20 protein-coding genes are annotated in these 17,618 nt (G+C 70.2%); 10 read left to right on the top strand and 10 right to left on the bottom strand.

Translation table 11 applies throughout. The annotated features are described in order from the left end of the window. Positions 1–139: 139 nt before the first annotated feature. Positions 140–517, top strand: coding sequence for a VOC family protein (locus QWJ39_RS07325; RefSeq protein ID WP_290257077.1), 378 nt, complete (start codon positions 140–142; stop codon positions 515–517). A 27-nt stretch (positions 518–544) separates the two neighbouring features. Here QWJ39_RS07325 and QWJ39_RS07320 read toward each other — a convergent pair whose 3' ends face one another. Next, positions 545–943 (bottom strand): DUF5997 family protein, encoded by a 399-nt coding sequence (locus tag QWJ39_RS07320; protein ID WP_290257076.1) that lies wholly within the window; start codon positions 941–943, stop codon positions 545–547. Positions 944–1,064: 121 nt separating this feature from the next. Here QWJ39_RS07320 and QWJ39_RS07315 point away from each other — a divergent pair, with 121 nt between their 5' ends. The 5 genes from QWJ39_RS07315 (at position 1,065) to QWJ39_RS07295 (ending at position 6,465) form a co-directional block, all read left to right on the top strand. Continuing rightward, a complete protein-coding gene (locus tag QWJ39_RS07315) occupies positions 1,065–1,802 on the top strand; it encodes a LysR substrate-binding domain-containing protein (RefSeq protein ID WP_290257074.1) in 738 nt (245 codons plus the stop codon). Between the two features lie 93 nt (positions 1,803–1,895). After that, a complete protein-coding gene (locus QWJ39_RS07310; protein ID WP_290257305.1) occupies positions 1,896–2,654 on the top strand; it encodes a 5-oxoprolinase subunit PxpA in 759 nt (252 codons plus the stop codon). 7 nt (positions 2,655–2,661) lie between these two features. After that, positions 2,662–4,314, top strand: coding sequence for a 5-oxoprolinase/urea amidolyase family protein (locus QWJ39_RS07305; RefSeq protein ID WP_290257072.1), 1,653 nt, complete (start codon positions 2,662–2,664; stop codon positions 4,312–4,314). Next, the gene (locus QWJ39_RS07300; protein ID WP_290257071.1) at positions 4,314–6,080 is read left to right on the top strand and encodes a biotin carboxylase N-terminal domain-containing protein; all 1,767 of its coding nucleotides are present in this window, start codon (positions 4,314–4,316) and stop codon (positions 6,078–6,080) included. The genes QWJ39_RS07305 and QWJ39_RS07300 overlap by 1 nt, the downstream gene beginning before the upstream one ends. 88 nt (positions 6,081–6,168) lie before the next feature. Beyond that, positions 6,169–6,465 carry an antibiotic biosynthesis monooxygenase gene (locus QWJ39_RS07295; protein WP_290257070.1) on the top strand — a complete coding sequence of 99 codons (297 nt, stop codon included), beginning with the start codon at positions 6,169–6,171 and terminating at the stop codon, positions 6,463–6,465. Between the two features lie 21 nt (positions 6,466–6,486). On the opposite strand, the gene QWJ39_RS07290 is transcribed toward QWJ39_RS07295, so the two are convergent. From QWJ39_RS07290 to QWJ39_RS07280, 3 genes are all read right to left on the bottom strand, one after another. After that, a complete protein-coding gene (locus tag QWJ39_RS07290; RefSeq protein ID WP_290257068.1) occupies positions 6,487–7,086 on the bottom strand; it encodes a hypothetical protein in 600 nt (199 codons plus the stop codon). A 217-nt stretch (positions 7,087–7,303) separates the two neighbouring features. Then, entirely contained in the window at positions 7,304–8,302 is a 999-nt protein-coding gene (locus QWJ39_RS07285; RefSeq protein WP_290257067.1) for a bile acid:sodium symporter family protein, read from the bottom strand. A 74-nt stretch (positions 8,303–8,376) separates the two neighbouring features. After that, on the bottom strand, positions 8,377–8,778 hold the full coding sequence (locus tag QWJ39_RS07280; protein WP_290257066.1) for a MerR family transcriptional regulator: 402 nt from the start codon (positions 8,776–8,778) through the stop codon (positions 8,377–8,379). 164 nt (positions 8,779–8,942) lie between these two features. Here QWJ39_RS07280 and QWJ39_RS07275 point away from each other — a divergent pair, with 164 nt between their 5' ends. Continuing rightward, positions 8,943–10,466, top strand: coding sequence for a SulP family inorganic anion transporter (locus QWJ39_RS07275; RefSeq protein ID WP_290257065.1), 1,524 nt, complete (start codon positions 8,943–8,945; stop codon positions 10,464–10,466). Positions 10,467–10,501: 35 nt separating this feature from the next. Here the strand turns inward: QWJ39_RS07275 and QWJ39_RS07270 are convergent, their stop codons facing one another. Continuing rightward, positions 10,502–10,795 (bottom strand): DUF4287 domain-containing protein, encoded by a 294-nt coding sequence (locus tag QWJ39_RS07270; protein WP_290257064.1) that lies wholly within the window; start codon positions 10,793–10,795, stop codon positions 10,502–10,504. A 216-nt stretch (positions 10,796–11,011) separates the two neighbouring features. Between QWJ39_RS07270 and QWJ39_RS07265 the strand changes: the two genes are divergently transcribed. Continuing rightward, positions 11,012–11,731, top strand: coding sequence for a VIT family protein (locus tag QWJ39_RS07265; protein WP_290257063.1), 720 nt, complete (start codon positions 11,012–11,014; stop codon positions 11,729–11,731). 59 nt (positions 11,732–11,790) lie between these two features. On the opposite strand, the gene QWJ39_RS07260 is transcribed toward QWJ39_RS07265, so the two are convergent. From QWJ39_RS07260 to QWJ39_RS07245, 4 genes are all read right to left on the bottom strand, one after another. Then, a complete protein-coding gene (locus tag QWJ39_RS07260) occupies positions 11,791–12,180 on the bottom strand; it encodes a DUF202 domain-containing protein (RefSeq protein ID WP_290257062.1) in 390 nt (129 codons plus the stop codon). After that, positions 12,177–12,548 carry a DUF202 domain-containing protein gene (locus QWJ39_RS07255; protein ID WP_290257061.1) on the bottom strand — a complete coding sequence of 124 codons (372 nt, stop codon included), beginning with the start codon at positions 12,546–12,548 and terminating at the stop codon, positions 12,177–12,179. Before QWJ39_RS07255 ends, QWJ39_RS07260 begins: the two co-directional genes overlap by 4 nt. A 130-nt stretch (positions 12,549–12,678) precedes the next feature. Then, on the bottom strand, positions 12,679–12,828 hold the full coding sequence (locus QWJ39_RS07250) for a lmo0937 family membrane protein (protein ID WP_290257060.1): 150 nt from the start codon (positions 12,826–12,828) through the stop codon (positions 12,679–12,681). A gap of 193 nt (positions 12,829–13,021) precedes the next feature. After that, on the bottom strand, positions 13,022–14,581 hold the full coding sequence (locus tag QWJ39_RS07245; protein WP_290257059.1) for a phospholipase D-like domain-containing protein: 1,560 nt from the start codon (positions 14,579–14,581) through the stop codon (positions 13,022–13,024). 129 nt (positions 14,582–14,710) lie between these two features. Here QWJ39_RS07245 and QWJ39_RS07240 point away from each other — a divergent pair, with 129 nt between their 5' ends. Continuing rightward, positions 14,711–15,451 carry a peptidase E gene (locus tag QWJ39_RS07240; RefSeq protein WP_290257058.1) on the top strand — a complete coding sequence of 247 codons (741 nt, stop codon included), beginning with the start codon at positions 14,711–14,713 and terminating at the stop codon, positions 15,449–15,451. A 12-nt stretch (positions 15,452–15,463) separates the two neighbouring features. On the opposite strand, the gene QWJ39_RS07235 is transcribed toward QWJ39_RS07240, so the two are convergent. Beyond that, on the bottom strand, positions 15,464–16,570 hold the full coding sequence (locus tag QWJ39_RS07235; RefSeq protein WP_290257057.1) for a (p)ppGpp synthetase: 1,107 nt from the start codon (positions 16,568–16,570) through the stop codon (positions 15,464–15,466). Positions 16,571–16,788: 218 nt separating this feature from the next. Between QWJ39_RS07235 and QWJ39_RS07230 the strand changes: the two genes are divergently transcribed. Then, entirely contained in the window at positions 16,789–17,583 is a 795-nt protein-coding gene (locus QWJ39_RS07230) for an alpha/beta hydrolase (RefSeq protein WP_290257303.1), read from the top strand. The last annotated feature ends 35 nt before the right edge of the window (positions 17,584–17,618 follow it).

The raw sequence follows: 17,618 nt of genomic DNA, 5'->3' as shown, positions 1-17,618 counted from the left end.
TCCCGCGGAACCCCCGGGCGGGTGCGTTCCGCTCCTTCCATTGCAGGTCATCCGGGCCGGGCCGTCAATGGCGCAAAGTCCCGGGCGGGGCCGCTTGCACCCGTTCCCAGGGCGGCGGCCGCCGCGTAGCCTAGGGCCCATGCGACTGAAAATGTGCAGTATCCATGTCAAGGACCCGGCCGCGGCCCACGAGTTCTACACCGGCATTCTCGGCTTCGAGACCATGATGGCCATGCCGGAGCACAATCTCTACATCATCAAGGACCCCCAGGGTGCGGCCACGGTGGGGCTTCTGCTGGAACCCAGCGACAACCCGATCGGCGCCTCCTACATGAACGCCGTGCACGACGCCGGGCTGCCCGCGATCGTGTTCGGGGTGCCGGATGTGCGGGCGGAGTACGAGCGGCTCACGGCCAAGGGCGTCATGTTCCTGACCGAGCCCTCCGACGGTCCCGGCGGCACCACGGCCATCCTCGATGACGGCTGCGGGAACTACGTCCAGCTGCACCAGGACTGAGACGGGCTGTCTCCTCCGGCGGAGGTCCTACTCGGTGCGGGCCTTCTTGGCGGCCTTCTTCGCCGCCTCGTCCTTGACCCGCTGGGCCTCGGCGCGGACGGCGGCGTGGGTGGCACGCTCGGACACCAGCCAGGCCGGGGGAGCCTGCAGCAGCGCGGTGATTTCCGCCGTCGTCAGCGCTTCCTCGACGCCGCCGCGGGCCAGGCCGCTGATCGAGACGTTGAGCTTCTGCGCGACCACGGGACGCGGGTGCGGGCCGTTGCGGCGCAGTTCGGCCAGCCACTCCGGCGGATTGGCCTGGAGCTCGGCGAATTCCTCACGGGTAATGACCGAATCCTGGAACTCCTGGGGCGTGGCGGGCAGGTAGATGCCAAGTTTCTTGGCAACGGTGGCCGGCTTCATGGACTGGGAGTTTGCAGAGGTCATGGTTAAAGGGTATCGGTCGGCGTGCCCGCGGGGCACCAATGCACCCACTCCCGGGAGCGACGCCGGGATAGACCCCGGTGCCGCCCCCGCGCGCCGGAGGCCCGGGCGGTACTGTGAAGCTGTGCCCGCAGCAGAAGAAACCACCCAGCCCCATGACGAGTCCGCGCCCCAGCCCCGGGAGCTGCGCTTCGCCTACGTGGCCGGGGTGACGCCCGGCAAATGGATCCGCCGCTGGGAGGAGCGGATGCCGGACGTGCCGCTGGGCTCCTTTATGACCGACGACGCCGCCCAGCTCGCCGTCCTGCGCGACGGCTCCGCGGACCTGAGCTTCGTCCGCCTGCCGGTGGACCGAGAGGGCCTTAGTGTCATCCCGCTCTACGAGGAACAGCCCGTGGTGGTGGCGCCCAAGGGCCACGAAATCTCCCTCTTCGAGGAGGTGGCACTGGAGGACCTGTCCGCCGAGACGTTCCTGGACGTGGCCGACCTCGGCGGTGCCGAACCCGCCCTGCAGGTGGTAGCCTCCGGCGCCGGGCTGGTGATCCTGCCGATGTCCGTGGCGCGGCACTTCAGCGTCAAGGACACCGTCGCCCGGCGTCTCACCGGAGCTCCCGTCACGCAGATCGCCCTGGCTTGGCCCAGCGAGTCCACGGACGAGGTGATCGAGGAGTTCATCGGGATTGTCCGAGGACGCACCGCCGCCAGTTCCCGGCAGCCCTCTGCCCAGCAGGAGAAGCCCAAGCGGGCGCCCAAGCCGGACCGCCGCGGACCGGCCGTGAAGCAGCCCAAGGTTGCCCAGCGCTACGCCCCGAACCCGGACAAGGGCCGGGGCAAGGGCTCCCGCAAAAAGGGAAAGCGCTAACCCGCATAGAAAATTGTTGAACAATCCTCATTCATGGTGCATCCTAGGTAGGAAGCAACCTTGAGACGAGGATCACACATGGCCACCACCGGGCTGAACACCATTGACCTGAACAGCGACGTCGGCGAATCTTACGGGCGCTGGAGCCTCGGCGACGACGCCGCCATGTTCCGCTCCGTCTCCAGCGCCAACGTCGCCTGCGGCTTCCACGCCGGCGACCCCAGCGTGATCCGCCAGACCTGCCGGGACGCCGTCGTCGCCGGGGTCACCATCGGCGCGCACGTCGGCTACCGCGACCTTGCCGGCTTCGGCCGCCGCTTCGTGGACATCGACCCGGGCGAACTCGCGGACGACGTCGTCTACCAGATCGGCGCGCTGCAGGCCCTCGCCGCCGCGGAAGGCGGCAAGGTCACCTATGTCAAGCCCCACGGCGGCCTCTACAACGCGATCGTCTCGCACACCGCCCAGGCGAAGGCCGTCGTCGACGCCGTGAAGTCGGTAGACCCGGGCCTGCCCATCCTGGGGCTGCCCGGCTCCGAGGTCCTGCGCCTGGCCGAGGCCGCCGGTCTCCGGGCCGTCACCGAGGCCTTCGCCGACCGCGCCTACAACCCCGACGGAACCCTGGTGTCGCGCACCCGCCGGGACGCCGTCCTGCACGACCCCGCCGAGGTCACCGAACACGTCCTCCGGATGGCCACGGACTCCGCCGTCCGCGCGATCGACGGCTCAATCCTGAAGATCCGCGCCGAAAGCATCTGCGTCCACGGCGATTCACCCGGCGCCGTGGCCATGTCGGCTGCCGTCCGTGCCGCCCTCAACGACGCCGGCATCGGCACCGCCCCGTTTGTCTAGGCCCGTGATGACCCAGACAACGGGGGAGGCACTGCAGGCCGGAACGGGCCGGGTGGCCGGCGTCCGCCCGGCCGGGACGCGCGCGGTCCTCGCCGAACTCGCCGGCACCGAAGACGTGCTGGCCCTCCAGGCGCTGCTCCAGGAACACCCGCTGCCCGGCCAGGTGGACGTGCTGGCCGCCGCGCGGACGGTCCTGGTCACCGCCGACTCCCCGGCCTCCGCGCGCCGCATCGCCGCCACCCTCCCGGAACTCGACCTCACCGCCCCGGTCCAGCGCGACGGCGGCCTGGTGGTCATCGACACCGTGTACGACGGCGAAGACCTCGCCGAGGTGGCCCGGCTGACCGGGCTGGGCCCCGACGGCGTCGTCGCCGCCCACACCGGCCAGCTTTGGACCGTGGCCTTCGCCGGGTTCGCCCCGGGCTTCGGTTACCTGCTGGGCGAAGACAGCGTCTTGGAGGTGCCGCGCCGCAGCTCGCCCCGCACCGCCGTCCCCGCCGGGGCCGTCGCCCTGGCCGGCACCTACTCCGCCGTCTACCCGCGCCGTTCACCGGGCGGCTGGCAGCTGATCGGACACACCACCGCCCGGATGTGGGACCTCAGCCGGGACCAGCCCGCCCTCGCAGCCCCCGGCCAGCGGATCCAGTTCCGCGCGGTCCGGGAAAGCCTGGACATCACCCCCGAATCCGCGCCGGCCGCAGACGCACCGGCGCAGGAAGCCTCCTCCGGACTTCGCATCATTTCGCCCGGGCTGCAGAGCCTGATCCAGGATCTGGGCCGCACCGGCCACGCCGGCCTGGGCGTATCCGCGGCCGGGGCCCTGGACCGAGCCTCGCTCCGCCGGGCCAACCGCCTGGTGGGGAACGCGGCGTCCGCCGCCGTGATCGAGACGGTGGCCGGGGGATTGCAGGTCCGCGCCGTGGGCGACCAGGTCCTCGCCGTCACCGGTGCCCCAGCCGGGCTGACCATCACGGCCGGTGACGACGGCGCGGCGCCCGACCGGACCGTGCCCATGGCCACCCCGTTCGCGCTGCTCGACGGCGAGACCCTGACCCTCGGCGCCCCCGCCAGCGGGTTCCGCAGCTACCTGGCCCTGCGCGGCGGCGTCGACGTCCCGCCGGTGCTGGGCAGCCGCTCCACCGACACGCTCGCCGGCCTCGGGCCCGCCCCCCTGGCCGCCGGGCAGGCCCTGGCCGCCGGCGGCAGCGCAGAGTCGGGCGTGGTGGGCCACCCCGAGATCCAGCCCGACTTCCCCGATGAGGGCGTGACCGTGCTCGACGTCGTCCCCGGACCCCGCTCGGATTGGTTCGACCAGGCCGCCCTGGACGCCCTCACCGCCCAGGAGTGGACCGTGAAGCCGCAGTCCAACCGCGTGGGCATGCGGCTGGACGGTACGCCGCTGCGCCGCACCCGGGACGGGGAACTGGCCAGCGAGGGGACCGTCTCCGGTGCGCTTCAGGTCCCGCCCGAGGGCCTGCCCGTACTCTTCCTGGCCGACCACCCCGTCACCGGCGGGTATCCGGTGATCGCCGTCGTCGTCGACGAGCACCTTGACCGGGCCGGGCAGGTCCCGATCGGCGGAATCATCCGCTTCCGCTGGGCCGACAGGGACAGCGCCAGCGACAACCCAACAGTCTCCGACACAGAAGTGAGTTCCTGATGCGCAAGGTCCTGATCGCCAACCGAGGAGAGATTGCCGTCCGGATAGCCCGGGCCTGCGACGACGCGGGGCTCGCCTCCGTGGCCGTGTACGCCGACGTCGACGCCGACGCCCTCCACGTCTCCGCAGCCGATGAGGCCTACGCGCTCGGCGGCAACTCGCCGGCTGAGACCTACCTCAGCATCCCCAAGCTGCTCGCCGCGGCCGCCTCGTCCGGCGCCGACGCCGTGCACCCCGGCTACGGCTTCCTCTCCGAAAATGCAGACTTCGCCCGGGCCGTCCTGGACGCCGGGCTGACCTGGATCGGGCCGTCGCCGGAGGCCATCCTGCTGCTGGGCAACAAGATCACCGCCCGCGAGACGGCGGTCCGGGCCGGAGCCCCGTTGGTGGCAGGCAGCGACGGCCCGGTCGGCTCAGCGGCGGAGGCCCGCGCCTTCGCCGAGGAGCACGGCCTGCCCATGGCCATCAAGGCGGCCTTTGGCGGCGGCGGCCGCGGCCTGAAGGTGGTCCGCTCCCTCGACGAGGTCGAGGAGGCCTTCGATTCCGCCGTCCGCGAGGCCGTCGCCGCCTTCGGTCGCGGCGAGTGCTTCGTAGAGCGGTACCTGGACCGGCCCCGCCACGTCGAGGCCCAGATCCTCGCCGACACGCACGGAAACGTGGCCGTCGTCGGCACGCGCGACTGCTCACTGCAGCGACGCCACCAGAAGCTGGTCGAGGAGGCCCCGGCACCGTTCTTGACCGATGAACAGACCCGGCAGATCTACGACGCCGCCAAGGCCGTCTGCCGGGAGGCCCGCTACACCGGGGCCGGGACCGTGGAGTTCCTCGTCGCGGCCGACGGGACCGTGGCCTTCCTTGAGGTCAACACCCGCCTGCAGGTGGAGCACCCGGTCACCGAGGAAACCACCGGCGTGGACTTGGTGCAGGAGCAGTTCCGGATCGCCGCCGGAGAGCCGCTGGGCCTCGACGGCGACCCGGCACCCCGCGGCCACGCCTTCGAATTCCGGCTCAACGCCGAGGATGTGGGCCGTGGGTTCCTGCCCTCTCCCGGTACCGTCACCGGTTTCAACGGCCCTACCGGCCAGGGCATCCGGCTCGATTCCGGGGTGCGCGCCGGCTCGATCGTGGCACCGCAGTTCGACTCGCTCCTGGCCAAGCTGATCGTCACCGGCGCGGACCGGCAGCAGGCCATCCGCCGTGCCCGCCGTGCCCTCGCCGAACTGGAGATCACCGGCGTCGCCACCGTGCTGCCCTTCCACCGAGCCGTCCTCGACGCCGAGGATTTCACCGCCCCCGACGCCCTGAAGGTCCATACCCGCTGGATAGAGACGGACTTCGCGGACCGGATCCCGGCCGACCCCAACTACAGCCCGGCCGCACCCGAGGGCGCGCGCCGCACCATCACCGTTGAGGTGGACGGCAAGCGCCTCGCCGTCGGGCTCCCCGGGGAGCTGCTGGACGGGTGGATGCGCAGCGGGAACGGCGTCGCCGCTGCGCCCGGCGTGAGTGCCCGCGACGACGTCGCCGACTCCGCCGGCCGTGGGGATGCCGACCCGGCCGAACTCCGCGCCGACATGGCCGGCACCGTGGTGAAGTGGCTGGTGGAGCCCGGGACCGAGGTCGCCGCCGGCGATGCCGTGGTGGTCCTCGAGGCGATGAAGATGGAAACCCAGGTCTCCGCGCACCGGGACGGGACCCTCACCGACGTCCGTGCGGACGCCGGCGGCACCGTCAGCGCCGGTGCAGTCCTGGCCCTGATCGGGTAGCGGCCGGCGGGCAGTCCGGCCCTACCGGCGCCTCCGGTCCAGTCCGATGCTGGGGGAATCAGCCCCACATCGAGAACGGAGTCGGACCATGTCTGTCTACAGCCTGGGGATCTGGCTGGTGCATCCCGGCCGCGAGAACGACTTCGTCCAGGCCTGGCGGGACCTGGCCAGGAAGACGCAGGAGGACTATCCCGGCGCCCAGGCCGTGCTGATGCACGACGAGGACGTCCGCCAGCGCTTCATCAGCACCGGCGCCTGGGAATCCCTGGAGCAGATCGAGCAGTGGCGCGCCTCGGAAACCTTCACCCACGGGCTGGCCGCAATCCGCCCCATGCTGGAGCACTTCGAGGCACGGACCCTGGACGAGGCGGCGCGGATCGGCTGAGCCACTGCCGCGCCGTCACCTTTAGCCGGCCGCCAACGCCCCCAGGACGGCGTCGAAGAGCAGATCGTTCCGGCCCCACACGGGGTCGAAGATCTCCACGTACCAGGACTCTGCCAGCACCAGGGCCAGAGATTCGTTGGTCTCTCTCGACCAGTCGGTGAGCTGTTCCGCCTCGACAGGGCCCTCGCTCGAGCCCAGCACGGTCACAATCTCCGCGTCCAGCAGGGTGACGGGAATCGATGCCCGGCTGGTTTCGCCCGGCGCGTGCCCCACGGTGACCAGCTCGGTGCGGGCGGAGAGGTCCAGGAGCGCACCGGCCGACTCGGGCAGGCAGAATCCCGTGACGTAGGCCCGCTGGGCCAGGCCGCGCTCCCGGAGTCCGGGCTGCGATTCCTTCGTGAAAAGGCCGCTCCGGTTCAGGGCCGCGAGCTTCGGGGCGATCGCCTCCGTCTCGGCGTCGATGCCCGGGCTGAAAGTTCCGGGCTGGTACTGGCTGGCCCCTTCCAGCCAGCGTGCGGTGAGTTCGCCTGCGGCCGGTATGGTCGTCGCCTGCCGCCAGACCTGCCTGTCCGCCAGGAGCCTGCCGAATCCGTCACGCTCGGTGGTGTACTGCTCGTCCATGGCGGCGGCCTCCTCTCTGGTGACTGATTGTCCGCAGCAAAGCACGAAACTACAGGTGCCGGCTAGCGGGCGAGGGTTTCAGTTGCCCGCCAAGGTACCGCGCGGCTCCCGCTTGCGCTGCCTTCCATTGAGGCTAGGCGGCGTCGGCGCGAACCGCGCACCCGCCCGTCTCATCGCGTCACGAGGGTCAATCTTCCGTAACCACCCTCCGCCTCGTCTAGGCGTCGCGCAGCGGACGGCGCGCCAGCCAGGCGGCCACGATGGCCCCCGAGACGTTGTGCCAGAGCGAGAACACGGCCGAGGGCAGGGCTGCCAGGGCGCTAAAGTGCGCGGTGGCCAGCGTCGCCGCCAGGCCGGAGTTCTGCATGCCCACCTCGAACGCCAGGGCGCGGCGGGCCTTGTCGTCCAGGCGGCCCAGCTTGCCGGCGAGGTAGCCAAGGCCGAGGCCGAAGCCGTTGTGCAGCACCACGGCGAGGAAGACGATGCCGCCGGCGGCGACGATCTTGCTTGCGCTGCCGGCCACCACGATCGCCACGATCAGGGAGATCACCACTGCCGAGGCCCACGGCAGGGCCGGGAGGACCTTGGCCACCGCGCGCTTGAGGAACAGTCGCGCCAGCAGGCCCGCGACCACGGGCAGCAGCACGGTCTTGACGATGTCCAGCACCATTCCGGCGGCGTCGATCTGCAGGTAGGAACCGGCCAGGAACAGCACCAGCAGGGGAGTGACAACCGGGGCGATCAGCGTCGAGACGGAGGCGACGGCAACCGAAAGGGCGACGTCGCCCTTGGCCAGGAAGGCCATCACGTTCGAGGCGGTGCCCGACGGCGCGCAGCCCACCAGGATGACGCCGACGGCGAGTTCCGGCTCGAGGTGCAGCGCCTGAGCGATCAGCCAGCCGGCCCCCGGCATGATGACGTAGTGCGCCACGATGCCCAGCACCACGGCCCACGGCCGCTTCGCCACGGAGGCAAAATCCGGCGGAGTGAGGGTCAGCCCCATGCAGAACATGATGATGCCGAGCAGATACGGGACGCTCGGTGCGAGCGGCTTGAAGGCGCCCGGTGCCAGGAAGCCCACGACGCCGGCCACCACCACCAGGAGCGGGAAGACCGTAACGGCGATGCGGGCGATCCGGGCCTCGGCGGCGAGGGCGGGATTGGCCGGGGTGTCCGCGTCGGCGCGGGAGTCTGAAGATTTAGTTGCCTCAAGCATCCAAGAATGGTGCCATTCGGCGCGCCCGCGGGGCCACTTTGTGACCGGGGGGGCGGGGAGTGTGTCAGGCGGGGCTAGGCGGTCCTGCGGCCCAGCATGGCGATGAACTCGTCCGCCTGGGCGAGGTTGCGGGCCATCTTGGCGCGCTGGATTTCGGCGCGCTCCAGAAATGCGGCGAGGGGGGTGGTGGCGGCGGGGGTGTCCGCGCCGAGCAGGGCCAGGATCTCGGCCATTTCCTCCAGGGAAAATCCGAGCGGTTTCATCTGCTTGATCACCATCAGCCGTTCGGCGTCGGCCTCCGAATAGACGCGGAAGCCGCCATCGGTGCGGGCGGACGCGGGCAGCAGGCCGACGTCGTCGTAGTGCCGGATGGTGCGCAGGGACAGGCCCGTGCGTTCCGCCAGTTCGCCGATGTGCATGGTGGTGCTGTTGGCCGTCATGAAGGTCTCCGTCCGTTCGACGTTCAACTCTACCATCACGTTAGGGTAGAGTTGGTGGTAACGCGGTGTGATGGCCAAGCCGTCCCGCTCTTCTCAGGCGCAGTGAGGCGCCCGTAATCGACGCATTCAAGCATTCGCCAGACCCGGGCAGGTCCCGGGATCCGTGGCGCCCCGGCGCCCCATCAGAAACGGAGCCAGCAGTGGCCGTGACAACCGCCGTGCCCGCACCCGCCCCAACGCCCGAAAAACGTCAGTCCGTCCGGGCCACCTTGGCCTCCCCGCGGCGGCTGAAGACCGAGGTCCTCGGCGGCCTCGTCGTTGCCCTCGCGCTGATCCCGGAGGCGATTGCGTTCTCTATCATCGTCGGCGTCGATCCGCGGATCGGCCTCTTCGCCTCCTTCACCATGGCCGTCACCATTTCGATTGTGGGCGGCCGTCCCGCCATGATCTCCGCCGCCACCGGGGCCGTGGCCCTGGTGATGGCACCGCTGGTCGCGTCCCACGGCGTGGACTACCTCATCGCGGCGGTCATCCTCGCCGGCATTTTCCAGATCATCCTGGGGCTGTCCGGTGTGGCGAAGCTGATGCGGTTCATCCCGCGCTCGGTCATGGTGGGCTTCGTCAACGCCCTGGCCATCCTGATCTTCATGTCCCAGGTCCCGGAACTCCTCGGCGTCCCCTGGCTGGTGTACCCGCTGGCGGCCCTCGGCCTCGTGATCGTCTTCGGGCTGCCGAAGCTGACCACCGCCGTCCCCGCCCCGCTGGTGGCGATCGTGGTGCTGACGCTCATCACCGTGCTGGCCGCCGTCGCCGTCCCGACCGTGGGGGACAAGGGTGCACTGCCGGATTCGCTGCCGTCCCTGCTGATCCCGTCCATCCCCTTCACTGTCGAGACGCTGCAGATTATCTTCCCGTTCGCCCTGGCCATGGCCTTCGTGGGGCTGCTGGAGTCGCTGATGACGGCCAAGCTGGTCGACGACATTACCGACACCCGTTCGCCCAAGTCCCGCGAGGCCTGGGGCCAGGGCGTGGCCAACATCGTGACCGGCTTCTTCGGCGGCATGGGTGGTTGCGCGATGATCGGCCAGACCATGATCAACGTCAAGGCCTCCGGCGCCCGCACCCGGATCTCCACCTTCCTGGCCGGCGTCTTCCTGCTGATCCTGGTGGCGGTGCTGGGCGGCATCGTGTCCCTGATCCCGATGGCGGCACTGGTGGCGGTGATGATCTTCGTGTCGGTGGCCACCTTCGACTGGCACAGCATCCGGCCCCGCACCCTGAAGATGATGCCCAAGAGCGAGACCGCGGTCATGGTGGCCACGGTCATCGGCACCGTCGCCACCCACAACCTGGCAGTCGGCGTCGGCGTCGGGGTGCTCGTCGCCATGGTGCTGTTCGCCCGCCGCGTGGCGCACTTCGTGACCGTGGAACGCACGGTTTCCACCGCGGGTGGCCATGACACCGCCACCTACACGGTGACCGGTGAGCTGTTCTTCGCCTCCTCGAACGAGCTCTATACGCAGTTCGACTATGCGCTGGACCCGGAGTTCGTGGTGATCGACCTGCACGCGTCCCACCTCTGGGACGCCTCCACGGTGGCGGCGCTGGATGCGATCACGGAGAAGTATCGCCACCACGGCAAGGACGTGAAGATCGTGGGTCTCAACGACGCCAGCGTCCGGATGCGGGAACGGCTCGGCGGGAAGCTCGGCGCCGGGCACTGATCCCCGACGGCGTGCCCCGGGCCTAGGTTCAGGGCCTACGTCCCGGGCTTCGAGTCCTTGCCGTCGAGCCAGAGGGTGTCGGTGGCGTCGCTGTGCGCGCCCGTGGTGCCGACGTGCTTGGCGCTGATTCCGGGGCCATGCTTGAACACATGCACCAGGGCCATCCCGTGGCCGCGGCCCAGTCCGTAGTCGGCCTTGAGCCAGTCGAGGATCTCCCCGGCCTTCACGGAGGTGCCCGTCAGGCCCCGCTGGTGGGCGGCGTTGAGGAACTCCCTGGGGGTGAGTCCGGTTTTAGCCTCGATGGAGTCAAGGTAGGCCTGAAATGACATCGATGTCCCTTCGTTGGACCGTCTTTTGAGCGTTTGGGGGCCACTCTAGGCACGGGGCGGGGGCCGCGCCAGAGCCGGAGGGGCCCTCTGTGCGGGCGTTCGGGGGCTTCCGGCGGGTTTCGGGCGGGCCTCCGGCGGGTCCGACGACGTGCGTCCCATCCCGCCCGCCCGCGGATCATCGTGGCGCGGCATGCCGCCGGGTGTTTTACTAAGGCCATGACTGACGCCACGCTGCACGCCAACGAACCGCACGACGAGAGCATTGCCGCCAGGCTGAACTGGTTGCGGGCCGGCGTCCTCGGCGCGAATGACGGCATTGTTTCCGTCGCCGCGACCGTGGTGGGCGTGGCAGGTGTAACGAACGATGTCACCCCCATCCTGGTGGCCGGCACGGCCGCCGTCGTTGGTGGCGCGGTATCTATGGCTCTTGGGGAATATGTCTCCGTCAGCAGCCAGAGCGACAGCCAGCGAGCCTTGATCGAGAAGGAGCGCCGCGAATTGGCGGAGGATCCCGAGGGCGAACTGGCGGAGCTCGCTGCGATCTACCAGGCGAAGGGACTCTCGGCGGCTACGGCCCAGACGGTGGCACGGGAATTGACCGACCATGACGTGCTGGGTGCGCACCTTGAGGCCGAGCTGAAGATCGACGAGCACGAGGTGGTCAGCGCCTGGCACGCCGCCATGGCCTCGGCCATCGCCTTCACCGTTGGCGCGATCCTGCCGTTCCTGACCATCATCCTGACCCCCGCGGAGGTGCGCATCCCGCTGACCTTCGTCGCCGTCGTCATTGCACTGGCCATCACGGGCACCATCAGCGCCAGGATCGGCGGCAGCTCCAAGCGGAAGGCCACCCTGCGCCTGGTGATCGGCGGTGCGCTGGCCATGGCGTTCACCTACGCCGTGGGCCTGCTGCTCGGCACCACCGGCATCGCGTAAAGCCCCTGCCGGAGGTCAATGACAGCGGCGGCGTCGCCCTGAGTCGATCCTTGCGTGGGTCAGCGGGAGAGGACGATGCTGGCGGCCACCGCCGCGGCGAGCAGGAGGACCGCACCGGCGGCCGTGCGGAGCAGGGCGGCGGACGGGGCGTCGGTGCCGCGCCGCAGGACCCGGGCCCGGACAATGACGCAGCCCGCGATCAGCACCGTTGCCGCCGCGGCGGCCGCGGCGGCGATCCCCAGGCCCAGCGCGTAGCCGCCGGGTCCGCCCTGTCCGGGGGAGTGTTCCTGGCCGTGTTCCAACCCAAGGTGAGTGAGCCAGGAGCGCCAGATGAAGAAGTCCGCCACCAAGAGCGCCAGCAGGGTCCGCCGCCAGGCCAGAGAGGTCCGCTCCGGTTGAAGGCCGGGGTCCCGGCCCGGGACCGTTCCGCCGTCGGCCGCGGCGCTCATCGGCCCAGCAGAATCAGGACTGCGAAGACGACGGCGGCCGCGGCGATGACTCCGGTCATCGCCACCAGCAGCCAGGCATGTGGGAGTTCGCGGTTGTTCCGCATGGCTTGTTCCTGCAGGGCCCAGCGGCGGTAGGCCTCGATGGCCAGCAGGGCGCCAATGACCGAGAGCACCAGGCACAGCACCACCCGCACGGGCTGGGGTGCGATCTGCGGCGTGAGCTGGTCGATGGCGATGGCCCCCGCGAGGATGGCCATCGCGGTGCGGATCCAGGCCAGGAAGGTACGTTCGTTGGCCAGGGAGAACCGGTAGTCGGGCATCTGCCCCTCCCGACGCCAGCCGGGTTCGCGGGACAGGATCTTCTTCACGGGACTCCCTTCCCCGGCCTGAGGGCCGGCGGCGGCCCGGGTGGCCACCGGATCTAGGCTAGCCCGGACATGGCAATGGCGGGGGAGCCGACCAGGTCAGCACCCCCGCCATTGCCGGGTTACGCGGTACTTAGACGCGCGAGGATCGTCCACGGACGAAGTGGAAGATCAGGACGATGACGGCGACGACGAGCAGCAGGTGGATGAACCCGCCGCCGATGCTGCCGAGCAGGCCGAGCAGCCAGAGAACGGCCAGGATGATCGCGATCCAAAGCAACATGATGACTCCTTGATGACTCTTTGGGTGAAGATATGGATGGTTCTTGGTGAGTCCCGGCCCGGGGGCCGCTTCAGAGGAAATAGTAAGGGTGCTTGCGATCTTTTGCCAAGCGGCGCGCCGATGATGCGTCTGGCATGGATCCGCAGGTCAGGTGGGTCAGCCCGTGCGGCCGCCGGTGGTCAGGATCCTCCTTCTAGAACTGAGTGGTTCCCCGCAGCCGCCGCGGCCTGCCGTCCGGGTCAACGACGAGACGGTAGAGCGGTTCGGCCCAGAGCCGCTGCAGCCGGGTCACGGTCTCGACGGAGTGGCGGCGTACCTGGCCCGCGGGGCGGTGCCCCGGGCGGCCTCCGTCGTGCCAGTTCTGCAGCGCGGCCGCCGTCCCCTCCCAGAGGCCGGACCAGGAATCGGCGTCGTCCATCCGGGGGTCGGCCGGGTCCAGGCCCAGGTGCTCGGCCCAGAGTTCGTGCCGGAGCTCCCGGGCCAGGGCCGGGGCCACAACGGCGCAGGTCAGTTCGCTGTCCGTGGTCCAGGACCGGAGGTTGAAGTTATCCGAACCGCAGGTGAACCAGGTGTCGTCGATGATGCAGACCTTGGCGTGGACGTACACCGGGGTTCCGTCGGCGTTTTCCAGGTCGAACACGGACACCCGGTCCGGTGCGGCCCGGTGCAGCCGGTGCAGGGCCTTCAGCTGGCCAAGCCGGCGGGGCGGCCCGCCCAGGCTGCCGTCCGAGTCCGGATAGCGCGGCACGACGGCGATCACCCGAAGGTCGGGATTGCGTTCCAGGGCCTGGGCGATCCCGTCCGCCACCTCGGGGGACCACAGATACTGGTCCTCGATGTAGATCAGCGACCTCGCGCGGCCGAACGCCTTCGCGTAGGCACGGGCGATGCTGCGTTCGCCGTCGGACGCGAACGGGAAGGGCGGCCGCTTCACCCCGTAGGTGCGCAGCAACTGGACCGCGTGGCCACCCGCCGGCGGGGGCGGCGGCGCCGTCTCCGGAAGCGGTTCGGGATGCCGCGGCATCCGGGCCAGGCGCTGCAGCAGCATCCGGTAGGGGGTCTTGCGGTCCAGGGGGTGGGGGTCGTTCCAGCGTTCGGCGAAGACGGCCAACACGTCCGCCACGACGGGACCGCGCAGCTCCAGGGCGGCGTCATGCCACGGCGGGCGGTCACCATAGCGCGGGTCCATCTCCACGGCCTGCGGATCCCCGGCGTGGCCGGCATCGTCCCTGCGGCTGTGCGACAGGTCCAGGCCGCCGACGAACGCCACGTCCCGGGCCGGATCATCCCGGCGGCGGATCACCACCAGTTTCTGGTGGTGGGAGCCAAACATCCGCACGCGCTGGTCGAGCAGGACCTCGCCGCCGGCGTCGTTAATCTCGCGGCCCAACCGCTCGTTGGAGCGGCCGCTGATCGGGGCGGAGATGCGCTCACCGTGGGAGCGCCACACCAGGCCGCGGACCTCGACGCCGGAGCGCGCCAGGGATGCCAGCAGGTCGCCGATGGTGGGGCCGTCGGGCACCAGGCGCTCGTTGGCGTCGCCGCGCCAGTCCGTGAACCAGACGCGGTCGCCGGCGGTCAGGGAGGACAGTTCCTCGTGCAGGCGGGCGAAGTAGGTGGCCCCGTGCACCAGGGGCCGGACCAGGTTCCCCTCCGACCAGGCGGGACCTCCGTTCCGGCCGTCCTGGACCTCGCTGGCGGGGTTTCCCCGCTCCGGGCCGCTGAGGAACCATGCACCGGCGTCGCTGTCCATCCAGACCTTCTTTCGGCTGTCGGGGCGGGAGGTAGCCTGCCGCCTGCCTCCAAAGGTAGCCGCTGGCGCGCCGATGACGGCTAGTCTCGAAGCACACCGCCCCTGATACCGCCGGAGGAACCCGCACCCATGACCGCCGACAGTCCCACCATCCTCGCCACGTCCGGCGGCCTGCGCCCCGGCACCCGGACCCGTTTCGAGTTCAACAAACTGGTGCATCACGCCGTCGAACTGTCGGGGGTCTCCGGGCGGGCGCCGCGGATCAGCCATGTCGGCACGGCCAGCGGCGACCAGCGCTGGTTCAACCACGAACTCAGCGAGGCCGGCAGGGTAGCCAAGTTCGACCTCAGCCACCTGAACCTGTTCACCATGCCGAACGTCGGGAACATCGAGGAGTACCTGCTAGGCCAGGACGTCGTTTGGGTCAACGGCGGCTCGGTGGTCAATCTCCTGGCGGTCTGGCGCGCACACGGCCTGGACGGCATCTTCCGCCGCGTCTGGGAGGCCGGCGTCGTCCTCGCCGGGGTCTCCGCCGGCTCCATCTGCTGGTTCAAGGGAGGCACCACCGACTCGTTCGGCCCGGAACTCCGGGCCGTGGACAACGGGCTGGCACTGTTGCCGTACGACAATGGCGTCCACTACGACACCGAGGCCGCGCGCCGTCCCACGGTGCACCGGCTGGTGGCCGACGGCACGCTGGGGGAGACGCACTGCACCGACGACGGCGTGGGCCTGGTCTACCGCGGCACCGACCTCGCCGACGTGGTCACCGAAGTCCCCGGCAAGGCGGCCTACCGGGTGCGGCTCGAGCGGCCCGGAACACCCGAGGCCGGCGTCCTCGAGGAGAGGCTGGAGCCCACGGCGCTCTAGCTCCGCTGTGTCCTACCCCTTGGTGAGCCGGTAACGCTCGATCTGCTTCAGGCGGCGCAGCAGGCTGTCCCGGCGGGGGTGCGGCACGGTATCGGCGGGCTCGGCCGTGAGGTCGATGTGGGCGTGCCCGTACTCCCAGAGCAGCAGGTCATCGAGCAGCCGGTCCGGCCCGGGCGAGTAGCGGTGGTCCAGGGCCTTGCGGACCTCGGTGATGCGGGCAGCGCTCAGCAGCCCCGCGAGCTCCACGGTCTGGTTCAGCCCGTGGGCCGCCATCAGTTCCGCGGCCCAGCCCCAGTCGTCGTCGACCTTCCGGTCAACGTGCGGCAGCAGGGTCCGCCAGACGTCGCGGATCCGGTTCGGCGTCAGCTGCGCGGCTCCCTCGCCCTCCATGTCCCAGTAGCCGCGGACCTCCTCGTAGCGTTCGTGCAGGTCGGCGAACGCGCTTTCCACCGTCTCGAGCATCGCGGCGGTCGCGGTGAACTGCCGGTCGAACTGCGGGGTCCAGGCGCGCGGGTCCTCGGCCTTGAAACGGATGTCGTGCTCGATCTCGCTCCAGGCGTGGGCGAAGACCGTCCGGATCTGGCATTCGAAGAAATAGCTGCCGTTGGGCTGGGCCTCCGGGTTGAAAACCTGCTGGTACTCCTTGACCGCCTCATTCTGGATGCTGCGCAGGATCAGGTGCCGGCTGGAGTACCCGTAGGTCCCCGACTCGATCGAGCCGATGTCCTTTTCCCGGTCACCGCGGCAATCGAAGAGCTGACGCTGCCGCTTGATCAGGTTGGCCACGACGGCGTTCTCCGCCGGAAGCTTGGTGATCACCCGGATTCCCACCATGTCATTGAGCGTCCGGAACGGGTCCGGGAACTTCAGCACCGGCGGCGCCCCGGGTTCCACCGATTCCTCTACCCGGGAGATCTTCTCGCGGAAGGATTCCACCGTCTTGGTCCGCCCGGTGACGAACAGCGGGGTCACCTCGGTGCCCTTCAGCATGGTCCGCAGCGTCAGCAGTACGTCCCGGGTCACGAGTTTCAGGGCAGGGCGGACCCGCTCGTAGAGCTCCACGTTTTCCTGCACCGATTCGCGCAGTGCGGGGTCCAGACGGTCCCAGTTGCTTGCCATGCGCCCCAGCATACGGTGCGGCACCGACAGCGTGCCCGGGCCCCGCCGCCCTCCGGTTCCCCGTGGACGTCCGCCCGGGCCTCCGCCGCCCGGACCAGGGCCCACGGTAGGCTCTGGGCATGGCTGATCTGCGGCGTCGGGTGTTGCTCGGTGCCGCGGCTACGGCGGCTCTGGGGGCCGCCGCCGTGGCATGCTCACCCGGCCCCCCGGAGGACACCGTGAAGCGGCAGAAGTATCACTACGGGGACGACCCCAGCCAGTGGGCCGAGTTGTTCCTGCCCGGCGGCACCGAAACCAGGGGCGTGGCGGTGGTCATTCACGGCGGCTACTGGCGTTCGCAGTACGGGGCCGAACTGGGCGAGCCGCTGGCCAAGGACCTCGCGAGCCACGGCATGGCCGCCTGGAACCTCGAGTACCGCCGGGCCGGCAATGGCGGCGGCTGGCCGCAGACCTTCGCGGACGTCCTGAACGGCATCGACAAGCTCCGGGATGCCGCCGGCGAGCACGGCCTGGGCCTGGACCGCGTGGTAGCGCTGGGCCACTCGGCGGGCGGCCATCTGGCCGTCTGGGCCGCTGGGCGGAGCCGGCTGGGCGCGCTGGGACTTCCGGACGCGGACCGGCAACTGCAGCGTAACGACGACGGCGCGGCGGTGCACCTGACGGGCGTCGTGAGCCAGTCCGGTCTGCTGAACCTGGCCGAGGCGGACAGGCTGGACCTCAGCAACGGGGCCGTCAGCAACTTCCTGGGCGGCTCCTCGGACAGATACCCCAAACGGCATAAGTATGCGGACCCCATGACCGCGCTGCCCCTGGACGTACCCGTCGTTGCGATCCACACCACGGAGGACGACACCGTCCCGATCAGCCAGTCCGAGACGTATGCCGCCGCCGGCCGGGCCGCCGGAGCCGCGGTTCAGCTGGTCAAGGTCCCCGGCGACCACTTCGCCCTCATCGATACGAAGGCGCCGGCCTACCGGAAGTCGCGGGAACTGGTCCAGCAGCTGCTCGCCTGAGCCGGCGACAGGACCGGCCATCGGTGAGCCGTGCC

Origin of the sequence: Arthrobacter sp. YD4 (genome assembly GCF_030410515.1) — a bacterium.
In the GTDB taxonomy this organism is placed as follows: domain Bacteria; phylum Actinomycetota; class Actinomycetes; order Actinomycetales; family Micrococcaceae; genus Arthrobacter.
This window is presented reverse-complemented; position numbering and strand designations above follow the sequence as displayed.

Coding starts and splice junctions, on each gene's coding strand:
- QWJ39_RS07325 (WP_290257077.1), top strand. CDS start 140: ATGCGACTGAAAATGTGCAGTATCCATGTCAAGGACCCGGCCGCGGCC.
- QWJ39_RS07320 (WP_290257076.1), bottom strand. CDS start 943: ATGACCTCTGCAAACTCCCAGTCCATGAAGCCGGCCACCGTTGCCAAG.
- QWJ39_RS07305 (WP_290257072.1), top strand. CDS start 2,662: ATGACCCAGACAACGGGGGAGGCACTGCAGGCCGGAACGGGCCGGGTG.
- QWJ39_RS07300 (WP_290257071.1), top strand. CDS start 4,314: ATGCGCAAGGTCCTGATCGCCAACCGAGGAGAGATTGCCGTCCGGATA.
- QWJ39_RS07295 (WP_290257070.1), top strand. CDS start 6,169: ATGTCTGTCTACAGCCTGGGGATCTGGCTGGTGCATCCCGGCCGCGAG.
- QWJ39_RS07290 (WP_290257068.1), bottom strand. CDS start 7,086: ATGGACGAGCAGTACACCACCGAGCGTGACGGATTCGGCAGGCTCCTG.
- QWJ39_RS07285 (WP_290257067.1), bottom strand. CDS start 8,302: ATGCTTGAGGCAACTAAATCTTCAGACTCCCGCGCCGACGCGGACACC.
- QWJ39_RS07280 (WP_290257066.1), bottom strand. CDS start 8,778: ATGGTAGAGTTGAACGTCGAACGGACGGAGACCTTCATGACGGCCAAC.
- QWJ39_RS07270 (WP_290257064.1), bottom strand. CDS start 10,795: ATGTCATTTCAGGCCTACCTTGACTCCATCGAGGCTAAAACCGGACTC.
- QWJ39_RS07265 (WP_290257063.1), top strand. CDS start 11,012: ATGACTGACGCCACGCTGCACGCCAACGAACCGCACGACGAGAGCATT.
- QWJ39_RS07260 (WP_290257062.1), bottom strand. CDS start 12,180: ATGAGCGCCGCGGCCGACGGCGGAACGGTCCCGGGCCGGGACCCCGGC.
- QWJ39_RS07250 (WP_290257060.1), bottom strand. CDS start 12,828: ATGTTGCTTTGGATCGCGATCATCCTGGCCGTTCTCTGGCTGCTCGGC.
- QWJ39_RS07245 (WP_290257059.1), bottom strand. CDS start 14,581: ATGGACAGCGACGCCGGTGCATGGTTCCTCAGCGGCCCGGAGCGGGGA.
- QWJ39_RS07240 (WP_290257058.1), top strand. CDS start 14,711: ATGACCGCCGACAGTCCCACCATCCTCGCCACGTCCGGCGGCCTGCGC.
- QWJ39_RS07235 (WP_290257057.1), bottom strand. CDS start 16,570: ATGGCAAGCAACTGGGACCGTCTGGACCCCGCACTGCGCGAATCGGTG.